Origin of the sequence: Bradyrhizobium sp. CCGUVB23 (assembly GCF_024199885.1) — a bacterium.
GTDB lineage: Bacteria > Pseudomonadota > Alphaproteobacteria > Rhizobiales > Xanthobacteraceae > Bradyrhizobium.
The window spans coordinates 9,781,486-9,798,991 of record NZ_JANADQ010000001.1 but is presented as its reverse complement, the minus strand read 5'-3'; the positions used below and the strand labels follow the sequence as shown (position 1 = coordinate 9,798,991).

Annotated in this window: 28 protein-coding genes; all 28 read left to right on the top strand. The window is 63.3% G+C overall.

Translation table 11 applies throughout. From position 1 onward, the window contains the following. The first annotated feature begins 44 nt into the window (after positions 1 to 44). The 28 genes from rpsL (at position 45) to NLN62_RS46045 (ending at position 17,494) form a co-directional block, all read left to right on the top strand. Positions 45 to 416: a 30S ribosomal protein S12 gene (gene rpsL, locus NLN62_RS46180; protein WP_007603006.1), complete on the top strand. Its 372-nt coding sequence runs from the start codon at positions 45 to 47 to the stop codon at positions 414 to 416. Positions 417 to 431: 15 nt separating this feature from the next. Beyond that, complete coding sequence (gene rpsG, locus NLN62_RS46175) at positions 432 to 902, top strand: 30S ribosomal protein S7 (RefSeq protein ID WP_035709569.1); 471 nt, start codon at positions 432 to 434, stop codon at positions 900 to 902. 34 nt (positions 903 to 936) lie between these two features. Continuing rightward, complete coding sequence (fusA, locus tag NLN62_RS46170; RefSeq protein WP_254113120.1) at positions 937 to 3,009, top strand: elongation factor G; 2,073 nt, start codon at positions 937 to 939, stop codon at positions 3,007 to 3,009. A 40-nt stretch (positions 3,010 to 3,049) separates the two neighbouring features. Continuing rightward, entirely contained in the window at positions 3,050 to 4,240 is a 1,191-nt protein-coding gene (tuf, locus tag NLN62_RS46165) for an elongation factor Tu (protein ID WP_027520965.1), read from the top strand. Positions 4,241 to 4,324: 84 nt separating this feature from the next. Then, positions 4,325 to 4,633, top strand: coding sequence for a 30S ribosomal protein S10 (gene rpsJ, locus NLN62_RS46160; RefSeq protein WP_002712302.1), 309 nt, complete (start codon positions 4,325 to 4,327; stop codon positions 4,631 to 4,633). Between the two features lie 52 nt (positions 4,634 to 4,685). Further along, entirely contained in the window at positions 4,686 to 5,402 is a 717-nt protein-coding gene (gene rplC, locus NLN62_RS46155) for a 50S ribosomal protein L3 (protein ID WP_027520964.1), read from the top strand. Between the two features lies 1 nt (position 5,403). Then, a complete protein-coding gene (rplD, locus tag NLN62_RS46150) occupies positions 5,404 to 6,024 on the top strand; it encodes a 50S ribosomal protein L4 (protein ID WP_027520963.1) in 621 nt (206 codons plus the stop codon). Continuing rightward, complete coding sequence (locus NLN62_RS46145) at positions 6,021 to 6,323, top strand: 50S ribosomal protein L23 (RefSeq protein WP_027520962.1); 303 nt, start codon at positions 6,021 to 6,023, stop codon at positions 6,321 to 6,323. Before rplD ends, NLN62_RS46145 begins: the two co-directional genes overlap by 4 nt. Positions 6,324 to 6,335: 12 nt before the next feature. Next, entirely contained in the window at positions 6,336 to 7,169 is an 834-nt protein-coding gene (gene rplB, locus NLN62_RS46140; RefSeq protein WP_027520961.1) for a 50S ribosomal protein L2, read from the top strand. A 12-nt stretch (positions 7,170 to 7,181) separates the two neighbouring features. Beyond that, a complete protein-coding gene (gene rpsS, locus NLN62_RS46135; protein WP_008963465.1) occupies positions 7,182 to 7,460 on the top strand; it encodes a 30S ribosomal protein S19 in 279 nt (92 codons plus the stop codon). Positions 7,461 to 7,470: 10 nt separating this feature from the next. Further along, positions 7,471 to 7,857 (top strand): 50S ribosomal protein L22, encoded by a 387-nt coding sequence (gene rplV / locus NLN62_RS46130; RefSeq protein ID WP_008549264.1) that lies wholly within the window; start codon positions 7,471 to 7,473, stop codon positions 7,855 to 7,857. A gap of 18 nt (positions 7,858 to 7,875) precedes the next feature. After that, positions 7,876 to 8,592: a 30S ribosomal protein S3 gene (rpsC, locus tag NLN62_RS46125; RefSeq protein ID WP_027520959.1), complete on the top strand. Its 717-nt coding sequence runs from the start codon at positions 7,876 to 7,878 to the stop codon at positions 8,590 to 8,592. A 30-nt stretch (positions 8,593 to 8,622) separates the two neighbouring features. After that, on the top strand, positions 8,623 to 9,036 hold the full coding sequence (gene rplP, locus NLN62_RS46120) for a 50S ribosomal protein L16 (RefSeq protein ID WP_027520958.1): 414 nt from the start codon (positions 8,623 to 8,625) through the stop codon (positions 9,034 to 9,036). 5 nt (positions 9,037 to 9,041) lie between these two features. Further along, positions 9,042 to 9,248 (top strand): 50S ribosomal protein L29, encoded by a 207-nt coding sequence (gene rpmC / locus NLN62_RS46115; protein WP_254113119.1) that lies wholly within the window; start codon positions 9,042 to 9,044, stop codon positions 9,246 to 9,248. Between the two features lie 13 nt (positions 9,249 to 9,261). Beyond that, positions 9,262 to 9,510, top strand: coding sequence for a 30S ribosomal protein S17 (gene rpsQ, locus NLN62_RS46110; RefSeq protein WP_027520956.1), 249 nt, complete (start codon positions 9,262 to 9,264; stop codon positions 9,508 to 9,510). An 86-nt stretch (positions 9,511 to 9,596) separates the two neighbouring features. Beyond that, positions 9,597 to 9,965 carry a 50S ribosomal protein L14 gene (gene rplN, locus NLN62_RS46105; RefSeq protein WP_027520955.1) on the top strand — a complete coding sequence of 123 codons (369 nt, stop codon included), beginning with the start codon at positions 9,597 to 9,599 and terminating at the stop codon, positions 9,963 to 9,965. Continuing rightward, positions 9,965 to 10,279 carry a 50S ribosomal protein L24 gene (rplX, locus tag NLN62_RS46100; protein ID WP_027520954.1) on the top strand — a complete coding sequence of 105 codons (315 nt, stop codon included), beginning with the start codon at positions 9,965 to 9,967 and terminating at the stop codon, positions 10,277 to 10,279. Before rplN ends, rplX begins: the two co-directional genes overlap by 1 nt. After that, a complete protein-coding gene (gene rplE / locus NLN62_RS46095; RefSeq protein WP_035661041.1) occupies positions 10,272 to 10,829 on the top strand; it encodes a 50S ribosomal protein L5 in 558 nt (185 codons plus the stop codon). The genes rplX and rplE overlap by 8 nt, the downstream gene beginning before the upstream one ends. Positions 10,830 to 10,875: 46 nt before the next feature. Continuing rightward, on the top strand, positions 10,876 to 11,181 hold the full coding sequence (rpsN, locus tag NLN62_RS46090) for a 30S ribosomal protein S14 (protein WP_027520952.1): 306 nt from the start codon (positions 10,876 to 10,878) through the stop codon (positions 11,179 to 11,181). 14 nt (positions 11,182 to 11,195) lie between these two features. Then, complete coding sequence (gene rpsH / locus NLN62_RS46085) at positions 11,196 to 11,594, top strand: 30S ribosomal protein S8 (protein ID WP_027520951.1); 399 nt, start codon at positions 11,196 to 11,198, stop codon at positions 11,592 to 11,594. A 16-nt stretch (positions 11,595 to 11,610) separates the two neighbouring features. Beyond that, positions 11,611 to 12,144 (top strand): 50S ribosomal protein L6, encoded by a 534-nt coding sequence (gene rplF, locus NLN62_RS46080; RefSeq protein ID WP_027520950.1) that lies wholly within the window; start codon positions 11,611 to 11,613, stop codon positions 12,142 to 12,144. Between the two features lie 11 nt (positions 12,145 to 12,155). After that, entirely contained in the window at positions 12,156 to 12,518 is a 363-nt protein-coding gene (gene rplR / locus NLN62_RS46075; RefSeq protein ID WP_027520949.1) for a 50S ribosomal protein L18, read from the top strand. Positions 12,519 to 12,565: 47 nt separating this feature from the next. Then, positions 12,566 to 13,141: a 30S ribosomal protein S5 gene (rpsE, locus tag NLN62_RS46070; RefSeq protein WP_027520948.1), complete on the top strand. Its 576-nt coding sequence runs from the start codon at positions 12,566 to 12,568 to the stop codon at positions 13,139 to 13,141. Positions 13,142 to 13,166: 25 nt separating this feature from the next. After that, the gene (gene rpmD, locus NLN62_RS46065) at positions 13,167 to 13,361 is read left to right on the top strand and encodes a 50S ribosomal protein L30 (RefSeq protein WP_027520947.1); all 195 of its coding nucleotides are present in this window, start codon (positions 13,167 to 13,169) and stop codon (positions 13,359 to 13,361) included. A gap of 75 nt (positions 13,362 to 13,436) precedes the next feature. After that, positions 13,437 to 13,922, top strand: coding sequence for a 50S ribosomal protein L15 (rplO, locus tag NLN62_RS46060; RefSeq protein WP_254113118.1), 486 nt, complete (start codon positions 13,437 to 13,439; stop codon positions 13,920 to 13,922). A gap of 148 nt (positions 13,923 to 14,070) precedes the next feature. After that, positions 14,071 to 15,402: a preprotein translocase subunit SecY gene (gene secY / locus NLN62_RS46055; protein ID WP_027520945.1), complete on the top strand. Its 1,332-nt coding sequence runs from the start codon at positions 14,071 to 14,073 to the stop codon at positions 15,400 to 15,402. Continuing rightward, positions 15,399 to 16,622, top strand: a complete 1,224-nt coding sequence (locus NLN62_RS46050; protein WP_027520944.1) for a preprotein translocase subunit SecY — start codon at positions 15,399 to 15,401, stop codon at positions 16,620 to 16,622. Before secY ends, NLN62_RS46050 begins: the two co-directional genes overlap by 4 nt. After that, positions 16,619 to 17,494, top strand: a complete 876-nt coding sequence (locus NLN62_RS46045; RefSeq protein WP_254113117.1) for an adenylate kinase — start codon at positions 16,619 to 16,621, stop codon at positions 17,492 to 17,494. Before NLN62_RS46050 ends, NLN62_RS46045 begins: the two co-directional genes overlap by 4 nt. Positions 17,495 to 17,506 lie beyond the last annotated feature (12 nt).

Below are 17,506 nucleotides of genomic sequence, written 5' to 3'. Positions count from 1 at the left end.
GCGGGCCCGAAAGGGACCGCGGCAGAACAAAGGGTAAGGCCAGGATGCCGACGATCAACCAGCTGATCGCTCAACCGCGTGAAGTGCAGAAGTCGCGCAAGAAGGTGCCGGCGCTGCAGCAGTCGCCGCAGAAGCGTGGGGTTTGCACCCGCGTCTACACGACGACCCCGAAGAAGCCGAACTCGGCGCTTCGTAAGGTTGCCAAGGTGCGCCTGACCAATGGCTTCGAGGTGATCGGCTACATCCCCGGCGAGGGCCATAACCTCCAGGAGCACTCGGTGGTCATGATCCGCGGCGGCCGCGTCAAGGACTTGCCTGGCGTGCGCTACCACATCCTCCGCGGCGTGCTGGATACCCAGGGCGTCAAGAACCGTAAGCAGCGTCGTTCGAAGTACGGCGCCAAGCGTCCGAAGTAAGCGGGAACCTCGTCCATGTCTCGTCGCCACTCTGCTGAAAAGCGCGAAGTCCTTCCCGATCCGAAGTTCGGGAACATCATCGTCACCAAGTTCATGAACTCGGTGATGTACGCCGGCAAGAAGTCGGTCGCGGAAGGCATCGTCTACGGTGCGTTCGGCATCATCGAAACCAAGACCAAGCAGAACCCGCTCGGCGTGTTCGAGCAGGCGCTCGAGAACGTGATGCCGACGATCGAGGTGCGCTCCCGCCGCGTCGGCGGCGCGACCTATCAGGTCCCGGTCGAGGTCCGCTCGACCCGCCGGCAGGCACTGGGCATTCGCTGGCTGATCGCCGCTGCCCGCGAGCGCAACGAGAAGACGATGACCGAGCGGCTCTCGGCGGAGCTCTTGGACGCATCGAATAACCGGGGGAACGCCGTCAAGAAGCGTGAAGACGTGCACCGGATGGCCGAAGCCAACCGCGCCTTCTCGCATTATCGCTGGTAACGGCGACACCTAACGGACTCGCAAGGAACGACCCATGCCCCGCCAACATGCCATCGAGGACTACCGTAACTTCGGTATCATGGCGCATATCGACGCCGGCAAGACTACGACGACCGAGCGCATCCTCTATTACACCGGCAAGAGCCACAAGATCGGCGAAGTGCACGAAGGTGCCGCGACGATGGACTGGATGGAGCAGGAGCAGGAGCGTGGCATCACGATCACCTCGGCTGCGACCACTGCGTTCTGGGCCGGCAAGCGTCTGAACATCATCGACACCCCCGGCCACGTCGACTTCACCATCGAAGTCGAGCGTTCGTTGCGCGTGCTCGACGGCGCCGTCTGCGTGCTCGACTCGAACCAGGGCGTCGAGCCCCAGACCGAGACCGTTTGGCGCCAGGGCGACAAGTACAAGGTTCCGCGCATCGTCTTCGCCAACAAGATGGACAAGACCGGTGCGGACTTCTTCAAGTGTCTGTCCGACATCGTCGATCGCCTCGGTGCCAAGCCGATTGCGATCCAGCTTCCGATCGGCGCCGAGAACAACTTCAAGGGTCTCGTCGACCTCGTGAAGATGAAGGGCATCGTCTGGAACGATGAATCGCTCGGCGCGAAGTTCGACTATGTCGACATCCCGGAAGATCTCGTCGACCAGGCCAAGGAATACCGCGAGAAGATGGTGGAAGCCGCCGTCGAGCTCGACGACGATGCATTGGCCGCCTTCCTCGACGGCAACGAGCCGGACGAGGCGACGCTGAAGCGGCTGATCCGCAAGGCGGTGCTGACCGGCGCGTTCTATCCCGTGCTGTGCGGCTCGGCCTTCAAGAACAAGGGCGTGCAGCCGCTGCTCGACGCCGTCGTCGACTATCTGCCGTCGCCGATCGACGTGCCTGCGATCAAGGGCACGGACGACCGTGGCAACGAGGTCGTGCGCAAGGCTGACGACAAGGAGCCGCTCGCGCTGCTCGCGTTCAAGATCATGGACGACCCGTTCGTCGGCACCATCACCTTCTGCCGCATCTACTCGGGCATCCTGCAGAGCGGCACCGGCGTCGTGAACTCGACGCGCGAGAAGAAGGAGCGCATCGGGCGCATGCTGCTGATGCATGCGAACAACCGCGAGGACATCAAGGAAGCCTATGCCGGCGACATCGTCGCGCTGGCCGGCCTGAAGGAAGCGCGCACCGGTGACACGCTGTGCGATTCCGAGAAGCAGGTGATCCTCGAAAAGATGGAATTCCCCGAGCCGGTCATCGAGATCGCGATCGAGCCGAAGTCGAAGGCCGACCAGGAAAAGCTGGGCGTGGCGCTGGCGAAGCTCGCCGCGGAGGATCCGTCCTTCCGCGTGTCGACCGACCAGGAGTCCGGCCAGACCATCCTCAAGGGCATGGGCGAACTCCATCTCGACATCAAGGTCGATATTCTCAAGCGGACCTACAAGGTCGACGCCAACATCGGCGCGCCGCAAGTGGCGTTCCGCGAGCGCGTGACCAAGAAGGCCGAAGTCAAGTACACCCACAAGAAGCAGACCGGTGGTACCGGTCAGTTCGCCGAAGTATCGATCGTGGTCGAGCCGAATGAGCCCGGCAAGGGCTACGAGTTCGAGTCCAAGATCGTCGGCGGCGCGGTGCCGAAGGAATACATCCCCGGCGTCGAAAAGGGCCTCAACAGCGTCATGAGCTCCGGCGTGGTCGCGGGCTTCCCCGTGGTCGACGTCAAGGTGCAGCTCGTCGACGGAAAGTATCACGACGTCGACTCGTCGGCGCTCGCCTTCGAAATCGCGTCGCGTGCTGCATTCCGCGAGGCCTTGCAGAAGGGCAAGTCCGTCCTGCTCGAGCCGATCATGAAGGTCGAAGTGGTGACCCCGGAAGACTACACCGGCTCGGTCATCGGCGACCTGAACTCCCGGCGCGGTCAGATCCAGGGTCAAGACATGCGCGGCAACGCCAACGTCATCAACGCGATGGTGCCGCTCATGAACATGTTCGGTTACGTGAATAACCTGCGCTCGATGAGCCAGGGGCGCGCAACCTTCACCATGCAGTTCGACCACTACGCAGAAGCGCCGGCTAACGTGTCGGCAGAAGTCCAGAAGAAGTTTGCCTGATTGTCGTCGGTCTCGAGCTGACGATTGAACGGAGAGTCAAATGGCCAAAGCAAAGTTTGAACGTAACAAGCCCCACTGCAACATCGGCACCATCGGTCACGTCGACCATGGCAAGACGTCGCTGACCGCGGCGATCACCAAGATCCTCGCTGAAACCGGTGGCGCGACGTTCACGGCGTACGACCAGATCGACAAGGCGCCGGAAGAGAAGGCGCGCGGCATCACCATCTCGACCGCGCACGTCGAGTACGAGACCAAGAACCGCCACTACGCGCACGTCGACTGCCCCGGCCACGCCGACTACGTGAAGAACATGATCACCGGCGCTGCCCAGATGGACGGCGCGATCCTGGTCGTGTCGGCCGCTGACGGCCCGATGCCGCAGACCCGCGAGCACATCCTGCTCGCCCGCCAGGTCGGCGTGCCCGCACTCGTCGTGTTCCTCAACAAGTGCGACATGGTCGACGATCCGGAGCTGCTCGAGCTCGTCGAGCTCGAAGTCCGCGAGCTGCTCTCGAAGTATGAATTCCCCGGCGACAAGATCCCGATCATCAAGGGCTCGGCGCTGGCCGCTCTCGAAGACTCCGACAAGAAGCTCGGCCACGACGCCATCCTCGAGCTGATGCGCAACGTCGACGAGTACATCCCGCAGCCGGAGCGTCCGATCGACCAGCCGTTCCTGATGCCGGTCGAAGACGTGTTCTCGATCTCGGGCCGCGGCACCGTGGTGACCGGCCGTGTCGAGCGCGGCATCGTCAAGGTCGGCGACGAAATCGAGATCGTCGGCCTGCGTGCGACGACCAAGACCACCGTCACCGGCGTCGAAATGTTCCGCAAGCTGCTCGACCAGGGCCAGGCCGGCGACAACATCGGCGCGCTGCTCCGCGGCACCAAGCGCGAGGAAGTCGAGCGCGGCCAGGTGCTCTGCAAGCCCGGTTCGGTCAAGCCGCACACCAAGTTCAAGGCAGAGGCCTACATCCTCACCAAGGACGAGGGCGGCCGTCACACCCCGTTCTTCACCAACTACCGTCCGCAGTTCTACTTCCGCACCACCGACGTGACCGGTGTGGTGCACCTGCCGGAAGGCACCGAGATGGTGATGCCGGGCGACAACATCGCGATGGAAGTGCACCTGATCGTGCCGATCGCGATGGAAGAGAAGCTCCGCTTCGCGATCCGCGAAGGCGGCCGTACCGTCGGCGCCGGCGTCGTCGCCTCGATCATCGAGTAATTACGAGACTAGAGATTGGCGAGTAGCGGATGGCAGCATTCGCTATTCGCTATTCGCCACTCTGTTTGAAGAAAGACCACGGCAATGAACGGCCAAAATATTCGCATCCGTCTCAAGGCGTTCGACCATCGTATCCTCGATACGTCGACGCGTGAGATCGTGAATACGGCGAAGCGCACCGGCGCGCAGGTTCGCGGACCCATTCCGCTGCCGACCCGCATCGAGAAGTTCACCGTCAACCGTTCGCCGCACGTCGACAAGAAGAGCCGCGAACAGTTCGAGATGCGCACCCACAAGCGTCTGCTCGACATCGTCGATCCGACCCCGCAGACCGTCGATGCTTTGATGAAGCTCGACCTGGCCGCCGGTGTCGACGTCGAGATCAAGCTCTAAGATTTTTGGATCCCGTTCGCGAAAGCGGACAGAAAGAACAGGAAGCAAGCCGATGCGCTCCGGAGTGATCGCACAAAAGGTCGGGATGACGCGGGTCTTCACGGAGACCGGTGAACATATCCCCGTGACCGTGCTGAAGCTCGGCAATTGCCAGGTCGTAGGCCACCGCACCGAAGAGAAGAACGGTTATGTCGCGCTCCAGCTTGGCGCCGGCACCCGTAAGACCGTGTACATGCCCAAGGCTGAGCGCGGCCAGTTCGCGGTCGCCAAGGTCGAGCCGAAGCGGCAGGTCGAGGAATTCCGCGTCTCCGCGGATGCCATGATCCCGGTCGGCGCCGAGATCCTGGCCGATCACTTCGTCGTCGGCCAGTTCGTCGACGTCACCGGCACCTCGGTCGGTAAGGGCTTTGCCGGCGGTATGAAGCGCTGGAACTTCGGCGGTCTGCGCGCCACGCACGGTGTGTCGATCTCGCACCGATCGATCGGTTCGACCGGCGGCCGTCAGGATCCCGGCAAGACCTGGAAGAACAAGAAGATGCCCGGCCACATGGGTGTCGACCGCATCACCACGCTCAATCTTCGCGTCGTCCAGACCGATGTCGAGCGCGGCCTGATCCTCGTCGAAGGCGCCGTTCCCGGCTCCAAGGGCGGCTGGATCCGCGTGCGCGACGCCGTCAAGAAGCCGCTGCCGAAGGAAGCTCCGAAGCCCGGCAAGTTCAAGGTTGCCGGCGGCGAAGCCGAGGCTGCGGCCCAGCAGGAGGGTGCGTGAGATGGAACTGAAAGTCACGACCCTTGAGGGCAAGGAAGCCGGCTCCGTCCAGCTCTCCGACGCCATTTTCGGCCTCGAGCCGCGCGAGGACATCATCGCGCGCTGCGTGAAGTGGCAGCTCGACAAGCGTCAGGCTGGCACCCACAAGGCCAAGGGCCGCGCCGAGATCTGGCGCACCGGCAAGAAGATGTACAAGCAGAAGGGCACCGGCGGTGCTCGTCACGGCTCGGCCCGCGTGCCGCAGTTCCGTGGCGGCGGCCGTGCCTTCGGCCCGGTGGTGCGTTCGCACGCCTCCGACCTGCCGAAGAAGGTCCGCGCGCTCGCGCTGAAGCATGCGCTGTCGGCCAAGGCCAAGGACGGTGATCTCGTCGTGATCGAGAAGGCCGCGCTCGAGGCCGCCAAGACCAAGGCGCTGCTCGGCCACTTCTCGGGGCTGGGCCTGACGAACGCGCTGATCATCGACGGCGCCGAGCTGAACCAGGGCTTTGCCGCGGCGGCCCGCAACATCCCGAACATGGACGTGCTGCCGATCCAGGGCATCAACGTCTACGACATCCTGCGCCGTCAGAAGCTCGTTCTGACCAAGGCCGCCATCGATGCGCTGGAGGCGCGCTTCAAATGACGAAGAACATCGAGGCTCGCCACTACGACGTGATCCTGTCGCCGGTCGTGACCGAAAAGGCGACGATCGCCTCGGAGCACAACAAGGTTCTGTTCAAGGTGGCCGCGAAGGCGACCAAGCCGCAGATCAAGGAAGCGATCGAGAAGCTGTTCGACGTCAAGGTCAAGAGCGTCAACACGCTGGTCCGCAAGGGCAAGGTCAAGGCCTTCCGCGGCAATCTCGGCTCGCAGTCGAACACCAAGCGCGCGATCGTGACCCTCGAAGAGGGTCATCGGATCGACGTGACCACCGGTCTGTAAGGTCCTACGACGATGGCACTGAAGACATTCAACCCCACGACGCCGGGCCAGCGCCAGCTGGTCATGGTCGATCGTTCGGCCCTCTACAAGGGCAAGCCGGTCAAGGCGCTCACCGAAGGCAAGAAGTCCTCGGGCGGTCGCAACAACACCGGTCGCATCACCGTGCGCTTCCGCGGCGGCGGTCACAAGCAGACGCTGCGCACCGTCGACTTCAAGCGAGAGAAGATCGACGTCCCCGCCACCGTCGAGCGGCTGGAGTATGACCCGAACCGCACCGGCTTCATCGCGCTGATTAAGTACCAGGACGGCGAGCAGGCCTACATCCTGGCGCCGCAGCGCCTGGCGGTGGGTGACACCATCATCGCCGGCAACTATGTCGACGTGAAGCCGGGCAACGTCATGCCGCTCGGCAACATGCCGGTCGGCACGATCATCCACAACATCGAGACCAAGATCGGCAAGGGTGGCCAGCTCGCACGTTCGGCCGGCACCTACGCCCAGCTCGTCGGTCGCGACCAGGACTACGTGATCATCCGCCTGAACTCGGGCGAGCAGCGCCTGGTGCACGGCCGTTGCCGCGGCACGATCGGCGCGGTGTCGAACCCGGATCACATGAACACCTCGATCGGCAAGGCCGGTCGCAAGCGCTGGATGGGCCGTCGCCCGCACAACCGCGGTGTTGCCATGAACCCGATCGACCATCCGCACGGCGGTGGTGAAGGTCGTACCTCGGGCGGTCGCCACCCGGTCACCCCGTGGGGCAAGCCGACCAAGGGCAAGAAGACCCGCACCAACAAGTCGACCAACAAATTCATTCTCCTAAGCCGCCACAAGCGGAAGAAGTAAGGAACGCCGGACATGGTTCGTTCAGTCTGGAAAGGCCCGTTCGTCGAAGCGTCGCTGCTCAAGAAGGCAGATGCGGCGCGTGCGTCCGGCCGTCACGACGTCATCAAGATCTGGAGCCGTCGCTCGACCATCCTGCCGCAGTTCGTCGGCCTGACCTTCGGCGTCTACAACGGTCAGAAGCACGTGCCGGTGGCGGTCAACGAGGAAATGGTCGGTCACAAGTTCGGTGAGTTCTCGCCGACCCGGACCTTCCATGGCCACTCCGGCGACAAGAAAGCCAAGAAGGCTTGAGGATTAAGTCATGAGCAAACCTAAGCGCGAACGGAGCCTCGCCGACAACGAGGCCAAGGCGGTCGCCCGGATGCTGCGGGTGAGCCCGCAGAAGCTCAACCTGGTGGCCCAGCTCATTCGCGGCCGCAAGGCGTCTGCTGCGCTCGCCGATTTGCAGTTTTCGCGCAAGCGGATCGCGGTGGACGTGAAGAAGTGCCTGGAATCGGCTATCGCCAACGCCGAGAACAATCACGACCTCGACGTCGACGATCTCGTCGTGGCGCAGGCCTTCGTCGGCAACGGGCTGGTGATGAAGCGCTTTGCCGCCCGCGGCCGTGGTCGCTCGGGCCGTGTCTACAAACCATTTTCGCAGCTGACGATCATCGTTCGTCAGGTCGAAGCCGAAGCAGCCGCTTAAGGGGCGCAGGAGAACACGATGGGTCAAAAGATCAATCCGATCGGTCTGCGTCTCGGCATCAACCGGACCTGGGATTCCCGCTGGTTCGCCGGCAAGCAGGAATACGGCAAGCTGCTGCATGAGGACGTCAAGATCCGCGAGATCCTGCACAAGGAGCTCAAGCAGGCGGCCGTCGCCCGCATCGTGATCGAGCGTCCGCACAAGAAGTGCCGCGTCACCATCCACTCGGCCCGTCCGGGCGTGGTGATCGGCAAGAAGGGCGCCGACATCGACAAGCTGCGCAAGAAGGTGGCCGACATCACCTCGTCGGACGTCGTGATCAACATCGTCGAGATCCGCAAGCCGGAGCTCGATGCGACGCTGGTCGCCGAATCGATCGCGCAGCAGCTCGAGCGCCGCGTTGCGTTCCGCCGCGCCATGAAGCGCGCCGTGCAGTCGGCGATGCGTCTCGGCGCGGAAGGCATCCGCATCAACTGCTCGGGTCGTCTGGGCGGTGCGGAAATCGCGCGCATGGAGTGGTACCGCGAAGGTCGCGTGCCGCTGCACACGCTGCGCGCCGACATTGACTACGGCGTCGCGACCGCGTTCACGACCTTCGGCACCTGCGGTGTCAAGGTCTGGATCTTCAAGGGCGAGATCCTCGAGCACGATCCGATGGCCCAGGACAAGAGAATGGCCGAAGGCGAGGGTGGTGGCAGCGGTGGCGGCCGGCAGCGTCGCGACGCTGCGGCCTGAGCCAGCACAGGAATTTGAGGGCTTGAAGCCATGATGCAACCTAAGAAAACGAAGTTCCGGAAGGCGCATAAGGGCCGCATCCACGGCGTTGCGTCTTCGGGCGCGACGTTGGCGTTCGGCCAGTTCGGCCTGAAAGCGACCGAGCCTGAGCGCGTCACCGCGCGCCAGATCGAGGCCGCCCGCCGCGCGCTGACCCGCCACATGAAGCGCGCCGGCCGCGTCTGGATCCGCGTATTCCCCGACGTTCCGGTGTCGAAGAAGCCGGCCGAAGTCCGCATGGGCTCCGGCAAGGGCTCGCCGGAATTGTGGGTCGTGCGCGTCAAGCCGGGCCGGGTGCTGTTCGAGATCGACGGCGTCAACAACCAGACTGCGCGCGAGGCGCTGACCTTGGCTGCTGCCAAGCTGCCGATCAAGACGCGCTTCGTCGAGCGCATTGCGGAGTAATGGCCATGGCCCAGATGAAGATCGAAGACATCCGCGCGATGAGCCCCGACCAGCAGGACGACGCCGTCCTGAACCTGAAGAAGGAGCGCTTCAATCTGCGCTTCCAGCGTGCCACCGGGCAGCTCGAGAACACCTCGCGCTTGCGCGAGGCCCGCCGTGACATCGCCCGGATCAAGACCGTCGCCGCGCAGCAGCGCGTGAAGAAGAAGTAAGAGGCTTACGAAGATGCCGAAACGTACTTTGCAGGGCGTGGTCGTCAGCGACAAGCAAGCCAAGACCATCGTGGTGCGCGTCGATCGCCGCTTCACGCACCCGATCTACAAGAAGACGATCCGCCGTTCGAAGAACTATCACGCGCACGACGAGAACAACCAGTTCAAGCCGGGCGACGTGGTGTGGATCGAGGAATCGAAGCCGATTTCGAAGTTGAAGCGCTGGGTCGTGATCCGGGGCGAACACAAGAAAAGCGCCTGAGTTGTCGGCACTTAGCCGACTGACTTCAGGGAAATGTTGAGCGCTGGCCAGGCTGGCGCAAAAGAGAAAGAGGACGAGGTGCATCAATGATTCAGATGCAGACCAACCTCGACGTGGCCGACAATTCTGGCGCACGCCGTGTCATGTGTATCAAGGTGCTCGGAGGCTCCAAGCGCCGCTACGCCACCATCGGCGACATCATCGTCGTGTCGATCAAGGAAGCGATTCCGCGTGGCAAGGTGAAGAAGGGCGACGTGATGAAGGCCGTCGTGGTGCGTGTCCGCAAGGACATCCGCCGCCCCGACGGTTCGGTCATCCGCTTCGACCGCAACGCCGCCGTCCTGATCAACAACCAGGCCGAGCCGGTCGGTACCCGTATCTTCGGGCCCGTGCCGCGCGAGCTGCGCGCCAAGAACCACATGAAGATCATTTCGCTCGCGCCGGAGGTGCTGTGATGGCTGCGAAGATCCGCAAGGGCGACAAGGTCGTCGTGCTGACCGGCCGTGACAAGGGCCGCACCGGCGAGGTGTTCGAGGTGCGCCCGGACGCCGGCACGGCTCTGGTGCGTGGCATCAACATGGTGAAGCGCCACCAGAAGCAGACCCAGAACCAGGAGGGCGGCATCATCTCGAAAGAGGCGCCGATCCAACTGTCCAATATCGCGTATCTCGGCAAGGACGGAAAGCCGACGCGCATCGGATTCAAGATTCAGGCGGACGGCAAGAAGGTCCGCATCGCCAAGAGCTCGGGAGCTGAGATCGATGGCTGACACAGCTTACGTGCCGCGCCTGCGCGCGGAATACGACGCGAAGATCCGCGTCGCGATGACCGAGAAGTTCGGTTACGAGAACGTCATGCAGGTTCCGCGGCTGGACAAGGTCGTGCTGAACATGGGCGTTGGCGATTCCGTGAACGATCGCAAGAAGGCTGAGAACGCCGCTGCCGAATTGACGCAGATCGCCGGCCAGAAGGCGATCGTGACCTATTCGCGCATCGCGATCGCGACCTTCAAGCTGCGTGAGAACCAGCCGATCGGCTGCAAGGTCACGCTGCGCAAGGCCCGCATGTACGAGTTCATCGATCGCCTGGTGACGGTCGCGCTGCCGCGCGTCCGCGACTTCCGCGGCCTGAACCCGAAGAGCTTCGACGGCCGTGGCAACTACTCGCTCGGCATCAAGGAGCACATCATTTTCCCCGAGATCGACTTCGACAAGGTCACGGAAGCCCGCGGTATGGATATCACCGTCTGCACCACGGCCAAGACCGACGAAGAGGCGAGGGCCTTGTTGACCGCTTTCAATTTCCCGTTCCGGCAGTGAGACGCTGACGTAAAGCCTCTCAAACGCGGATACCCAGGAGCCAAGCATGGCAAAGAAGAGTTCAATCGAGAAGAACAACCGGCGCAAGCGGATGGTGAAGAACGCCGCCGCCAAGCGCGAGCGGTTGAAGGCGATCATCGCCGACAAGAAGCTGCCGATGGAGGAGCGCTTCGCTGCGACGTTGAAGTTGGCGGAAATGCCGCGCAACTCGTCGGCGACCCGCATCCGTCTGCGTTGCGAGCTGTCGGGCCGCCCGCGCTCGAACTATCGCAAGAACAAGCTGTCCCGTATCGCGCTTCGTGAACTTGGCTCCAAGGGCATGGTCCCGGGCCTCGTGAAGTCGAGCTGGTAAGGAGGATCGTTTAGATGTCTACGCACGATCCAATCAGCGATCTGATCACCCGCATCCGCAACGCGCAGATGCGCTCCAAGACCAAGGTCTCCACGCCTGGCTCGAAGATGCGCGAGAACGTGCTCGAGGTGCTGAAGAGCGAGGGCTATATCCGTGGTTACGCCACGGTCGAGCACTCCTCGGGCCGCAGCGAGATCGAGATCGAGCTGAAGTATTTCGACGGCGAGCCCGTCATCCGCGAGATCGAGCGGGTCTCCAAGCCCGGACGTCGCGTCTACGCCTCGGTGAAGGCTCTGCCGCGCGTCAACAATGGGCTCGGTATTTCGGTGTTGTCGACGCCGAAGGGGATCATGGCCGACCACAGCGCGCGCGACGCGAATGTGGGCGGTGAAGTCCTCTTCACGGTGTTCTGAGAAGGATTTTTGATCCATGTCACGTGTTGGCAAAAAGCCTGTGACGGTGCCGTCGGGCGTTACCGCGACCGTCGATGGGCAGACCGTCAAGATGAAGGGGCCGAAGGGCCAGCTTCAGTTTATCGTCCATGACGACGTCGAGGTGAAGCTCGAGAACGGCCAGGTCAAGGTCAAGCCGCGGGCCGAGACCAACCGCGCGCGGGCGCTGTACGGCACCGCTCGCGCCCAGGTCGCGAATCTGGTGGAAGGCGTCACCAAGGGCTTCGAGAAGAAGCTCGAGATCACCGGCGTCGGTTACCGCGCCGCGATGCAGGGCAAGAACCTGCAGCTCGCGCTCGGCTACAGCCACGACGTGATCTATCCGATCCCGGAAGGGATCACGATCGCCGTGCCGAAGCCGACCGAAATTACGGTGACGGGCAGCGACATCCAGCGCGTCGGCCAGGTCGCAGCCGAAATTCGCGCCTATCGCCCGCCGGAGCCCTACAAGGGCAAGGGCGTGAAGTATGTTGGCGAATTCATCTTCCGCAAGGAAGGCAAGAAGAAGTAACGGAGCCGGTCATGTCGAAAGCCAAGGTTACGAATGCCCGGCGCAAGCGGAGTGTGCGGCTCAAGCTGCGCCGCTCCGGTGGCGGCCGTCCGCGCCTGTCGGTGTTCCGCTCGTCCAAGCACATCTACGCCCAGGTCATCGACGACCTGAAGGGCGAGACGCTGGCGTCTGCCTCCTCGCTCGAGAAGTCGATGCGCGACGGCGGCAAGACCGGCGCCGACATCGATGCGGCGAAGGCGGTCGGCAAGCTGCTGGCCGAGCGCGCCGCAGAGAAGGGCGTCAAGGAAGTCGTGTTCGATCGCGGCAGCTATCTCTATCACGGGCGCGTCAAGGCTCTTGCCGACGCTGCGCGTGAGAGCGGGCTGAACTTCTAACAGAATTTGAGGATTGAGGCGTAAGCCTCTGAAGGATTGGAAAAACCATGGCAGGTGAACGCGAACACCGCGGCGGACGTGAACGCAAGGAGCGCGAGGAGCGCGACAGCGAGTTCGTCGACAAGCTCGTCCACATCAACCGCGTCGCCAAGGTGGTCAAGGGCGGCAAGCGCTTCGGCTTCGCAGCGCTGGTCGTGATTGGCGACCAGAAGGGCCGTGCCGGCTTCGGTCACGGCAAGGCGCGCGAAGTGCCTGAGGCGATCCGGAAGGCGACCGAATCCGCCAAGCGCAACCTGACCCGCGTGTCGCTGCGCGAGGGCCGCACGCTCCATCACGACATCGCCGGCCGTCACGGTGCAGGCCGTGTCTACCTGCGTGCCGCCCCGGCCGGTACCGGCATCATCGCCGGCGGTCCGATGCGCGCCGTGTTCGAGACGCTCGGCGTCCAGGACGTGGTGGCCAAGTCGATCGGCTCGTCCAACCCCTACAACATGGTGCGCGCGACCTTCGACGCGCTGAAGCACCAGGATTCGCCGCGCTCGGTCGCGGCCCGCCGCAACATCAAGGTGTCCACCCTGCAGTCCCGTCGTATCGGCGGCGATGCCGAGGCGGCTGCCGACTAACGGAAGCTTTTCGGAGTTTTAAAAAATGGCCAAGGCCGCCAAGACGATCAAGATCGAGCAGATCGGCAGCGCGATCCGCCGCCATCACTCGCAGCGCTCGACGCTGATCGGGCTCAAGCTCAACAAGATCGGCCGCGTCGCCGAACTGCCGGACACCCCGGCGGTTCGCGGCATGATCGAGAAGGTTCACCATCTCGTCCGCATCGTCGACGGGAAGTAAGCAAGGGCGCATGATCCCGGAAGCTGGATACCGGTTTTCGGGCTAGATCATGCGCAAGAAACAAGGAGAAGGGCGATGAAGCTCAGCGATATCGCCGACAACCCCGGCTCGCGCAAGAAGCGCATGCGCGTCGGTCGCGGCATCGGTTCGGGCAAGGGCAAGCAGTCCGGCCGCGGCGGCAAGGGCCAGACCGCGCGTTCGGGCGTGCGCATCAAGGGTTTTGAAGGCGGCCAGATGCCGATGCATCGCCGTCTGCCCAAGCGCGGCTTCAACAACATCTTCCGCGTCGAGTTCGCCGAGATTAATCTCGACCGGCTCCAGGACGCCGTCGATGCCAAGAAGCTCGACACGGGCAGCGTCGTGAACGCCGAAGCGCTGGTGAAGGCCGGCGTGCTGCGTCGTTCCAAGGCCGGCGTCCGGCTGCTCGGCCGCGGCGAGCTCAAGGCCAAGCTCAACATCGAAGTGCACGGCGCCTCGAAGTCCGCCATTGCGGCGGTCGAGAAGGCCGGCGGCTCGGTGAAGATCCTCGCGCCTGCCCCCGAAGAAGGCGAGGCGGCGTAACATCTGCGTCATTGGCCCGCGGCTCGCGGGCCTTTACGCGTGCTGGACGATGGACTTATCGAAGCCGTGCACCAGATAATGTCCGGCGTCCGCCCAGTAGCCCGGCCGCGGGCATGACGGCGCAGTAGGCGGCGGGAGAAAGCCCAACATGGTCTCAGCAGCGGAACAACTGGCAGCCAATCTCAATTTCGGCGCGCTTGCCAAGGCCGACGAACTGAAAAAGCGCATCTGGTTCACCCTGGGTGCGCTGCTCGTTTATCGGCTCGGCACCTACATCCCGCTGCCCGGCATCGATCCCAACATCTGGGAGCAGGTGTTCCGCTCGCAGGCGGGCGGCATCCTCGGCATGTTCAACATGTTCGCCGGCGGCGGCATCCACCGCATGGCGATCTTCGCGCTGAACATCATGCCGTACATCTCGGCATCGATCATCATCCAGCTCCTCACCACCGTCTCGCCGCAGCTCGAGGCGCTGAAGAAGGAAGGCGAGGCGGGCCGCAAGACGCTGAACCAGTACACCCGCTACCTCACCGTGATCTTGGCCGCGTTCCAGTCCTACGGCATTGCGGTAGGCCTGGAAGGCGCCGGCAACGTCGTCAGCGATCCCGGCCTGTTCTTCCGTCTCTCCACCGCCATCACGCTCACCGGCGGCACCATGTTCCTGATGTGGCTGGGCGAGCAGGTGACCTCGCGCGGCATCGGCAACGGTATCTCGCTGATCATTCTCTCCGGCATCGTCGCCGAGCTGCCCTCTGCGCTCGCCAACATGCTAGAGCTCGGCCGCCAGGGCGCGATGTCCACCGGGCTGATCCTGATCGTCATCATCATGGCGGTCGCCGTGATCGCCTTCATCGTGTTCATGGAACGCGCGCAGCGCCGGCTTCTGATCCAGTATCCGAAGCGCCAGGTCGGCAACAAGATGTTCGAGGGCCAGTCCTCGCATCTGCCGCTCAAGCTCAACACCTCGGGCGTCATCCCGCCGATCTTCGCGTCCTCGCTGCTCCTGCTGCCGACGACGGTTGCGAACTTCAACGCGGGCAAGGGACCGGAATGGTTCCAGTGGCTGACGACGCAGCTCGGACACGGCCGGCCGCTGTTCCTGATCATGTATCTCGCGCTGATCGTGTTCTTCGCGTTCTTCTACACCGCGATCGTGTTCAACCCGACCGAGACCGCGGACAACCTGAAGAAGCACGGCGGCTTCATCCCGGGCATCCGTCCCGGCGAGCGCACCGCCGAATACATCGACTACGTGCTGTCGCGCATCACGGTGATCGGCGCGATTTACCTCGCGATTGTCTGTTTGATCCCGGAAATTCTGATTTCCTACGCCTCGGTGCCCTTCTACTTTGGCGGCACGTCGCTGTTGATCGTGGTCAGTGTCACCATGGACACGGTAGCGCAGGTTCAGGGTTATCTGCTCGCCCATCAGTATGAAGGGCTGATCAGGAAGTCGAAGCTGAGGGGCCGCCGTAGATGACCAAGGAGCTCGCGCGCCGGATCGCTTTCACGATTGGCGCGCTGCTCCTTTTCAGGCTCGGCGCTCACATTCTGCTCCCGGGGCTTCGCCCGGGCGATTGGCTGACGGGCGGTCCATTGGCGGTTGACGCGATAGCCCGCCTGTCCATCGTTGCCCTCCATCTCGTTCCCTATCTGAGCGCAGCGATCATCGTCCAACTGGTCGCGATGGTATGGGGACGGCTGAGCTCGCTCGAGAGGTCGGGCGAGCGTGGCCGGCGCAGGATCGCCCGTTACACCCTGACCCTGACGCTGGTGATCGCGTCTTTCCAGGCCTGGGGCATCGCTTCGACGCTGACGACGATCCCCAACATCGTGCCCGATCCCGGCGACTGGTTCGTAGTGTCGGCGACCGCGTCAATGGTCGGCGGCGTGTTCTTGCTTGTCTGGCTGAGCGAGCAGATCACCCGCCATGGAATCGGCAATGGTCTTGCACTGGTGCTGAGCGTCAGCATTCTCGTCCACGTTCCGGGGGACGTTGCAGGTATCCTCGACCTCGTCCAGAGCGGCCAAATATCCGTCAATCTTGCGCTGACCCATGCCGTCTTCTGGATCGTGCTCGTCGCCCTGATCGTCTTCGTCGAAAGCGCGCGACGCAATGTCCGCGTCGACTTTGCCGAACGCAAGATCGGGGAACGCGTGATGCCCGCTCGATCGGCGGTTCTGCCGATCAAGGTCAACAGCGCCGGCTATCTAGTGCCGACCACCGTGGCGCCCTGGTTCTTGTTTCTGCCGCTGGCTTTCCTGACTTACGTCTTTGGTGCCGATGCGCCGTGGATCGCCGCCGCCTACAAGCAGCTTCAGCTTGGTGCGCCGGGTCACCTGATCCTCGGATCCGTCGCGGTATTCGTGCTCGCCTTCATCTACACAGCCTACGTCGTCGATCCCGAGCACGTCGCCGATTCTCTTGTGAAGCAGGGCGGCGCGATTCCCGGCGTTGCGGCGGGCGAGCCCACAGCGGATTACCTTGATCGCGTGGTGTCATTGACGACGGTGGCCGGAGCCGTCTACCTGACGGCGTTGCAGTTGATTCCGGAGATCTTCGAGCCTTACGGGATCGGGCTGCCTTATAGTATGATTATCAATGGTGGTGCGGCGCTGATTGTGGTTTGCACTATTCTCGATCTTCAAACACAGGTGCGCGAGCTATCGCTCACCGATCCGGGGGGCGAACGCCGATGAGAATTATCCTTCTGGGACCGCCGGGGTCAGGCAAGGGGACCCAGGCGCAACGGCTGATCGAGCGCTATGGCATCGTGCAGCTCTCAACCGGTGAGATGCTTCGCGCTGCGGTTGCAGCGGGAACACCGGTCGGCCTGAGGGCGAAGGAGATCATGGCGAGCGGCGGCCTCGTGCCCGACGATGTCGTGGTGGGAATCATCGCCGACCGGATCGAGCAGCCCGATGCCAAGAAGGGTTTCATCCTCGATGGCTTCCCGCGCACGGTCCCGCAGGCCGAGGCGCTGGACGAGCTATTGAAGCACAGGCACCTCAAGCTCGATGGCGTGATCGAGCTCAGGGTCAATGAGAGCGCGCTGCTCGATCGCGTGGAGACCCGCGTCGCCCAGATGCGCGAACGCGGCGAAGAGGTCCGGGTCGACGACACCCCGGAGGTCCTGACCAAGCGGCTCGCCAGCTACCGCAGCCAGACGGAACCGCTGATTCACTACTATTCCGAGCGGCGCAAGCTCTCGACCGTCGATGGCATGATGACCATCGAGGAGGTCACCCGCGCCATCCATCGCCTTCTCCTCGCGCTGGGGGCGATCGAGCCCAAAACCCACGCCAAGGCAGCCCAGGCCAAGACCTCGGCTAAGCCCGCGGCCAAGGCGGCTCCAGCCAGGCGAGCTGGCGAAAAGGCACCCAAAAAGGCCAAGAAACCCGCGAAAGCGGCCAAAAAGGCCAGCAAGACCGCCAAGAAGGCCCCCAAAGGCACCAAGAAAGCCGCAAAAAAGACCGCCAAGAGGACCGTTAAAAAGACCGCTAAAAAGACCGCCAAAAAAGGTCCGAAGAAGGCCCCAAAAAAGGTCACGAAAAAGCGAGCTAAGCGCTAGCAGCGGTTGACG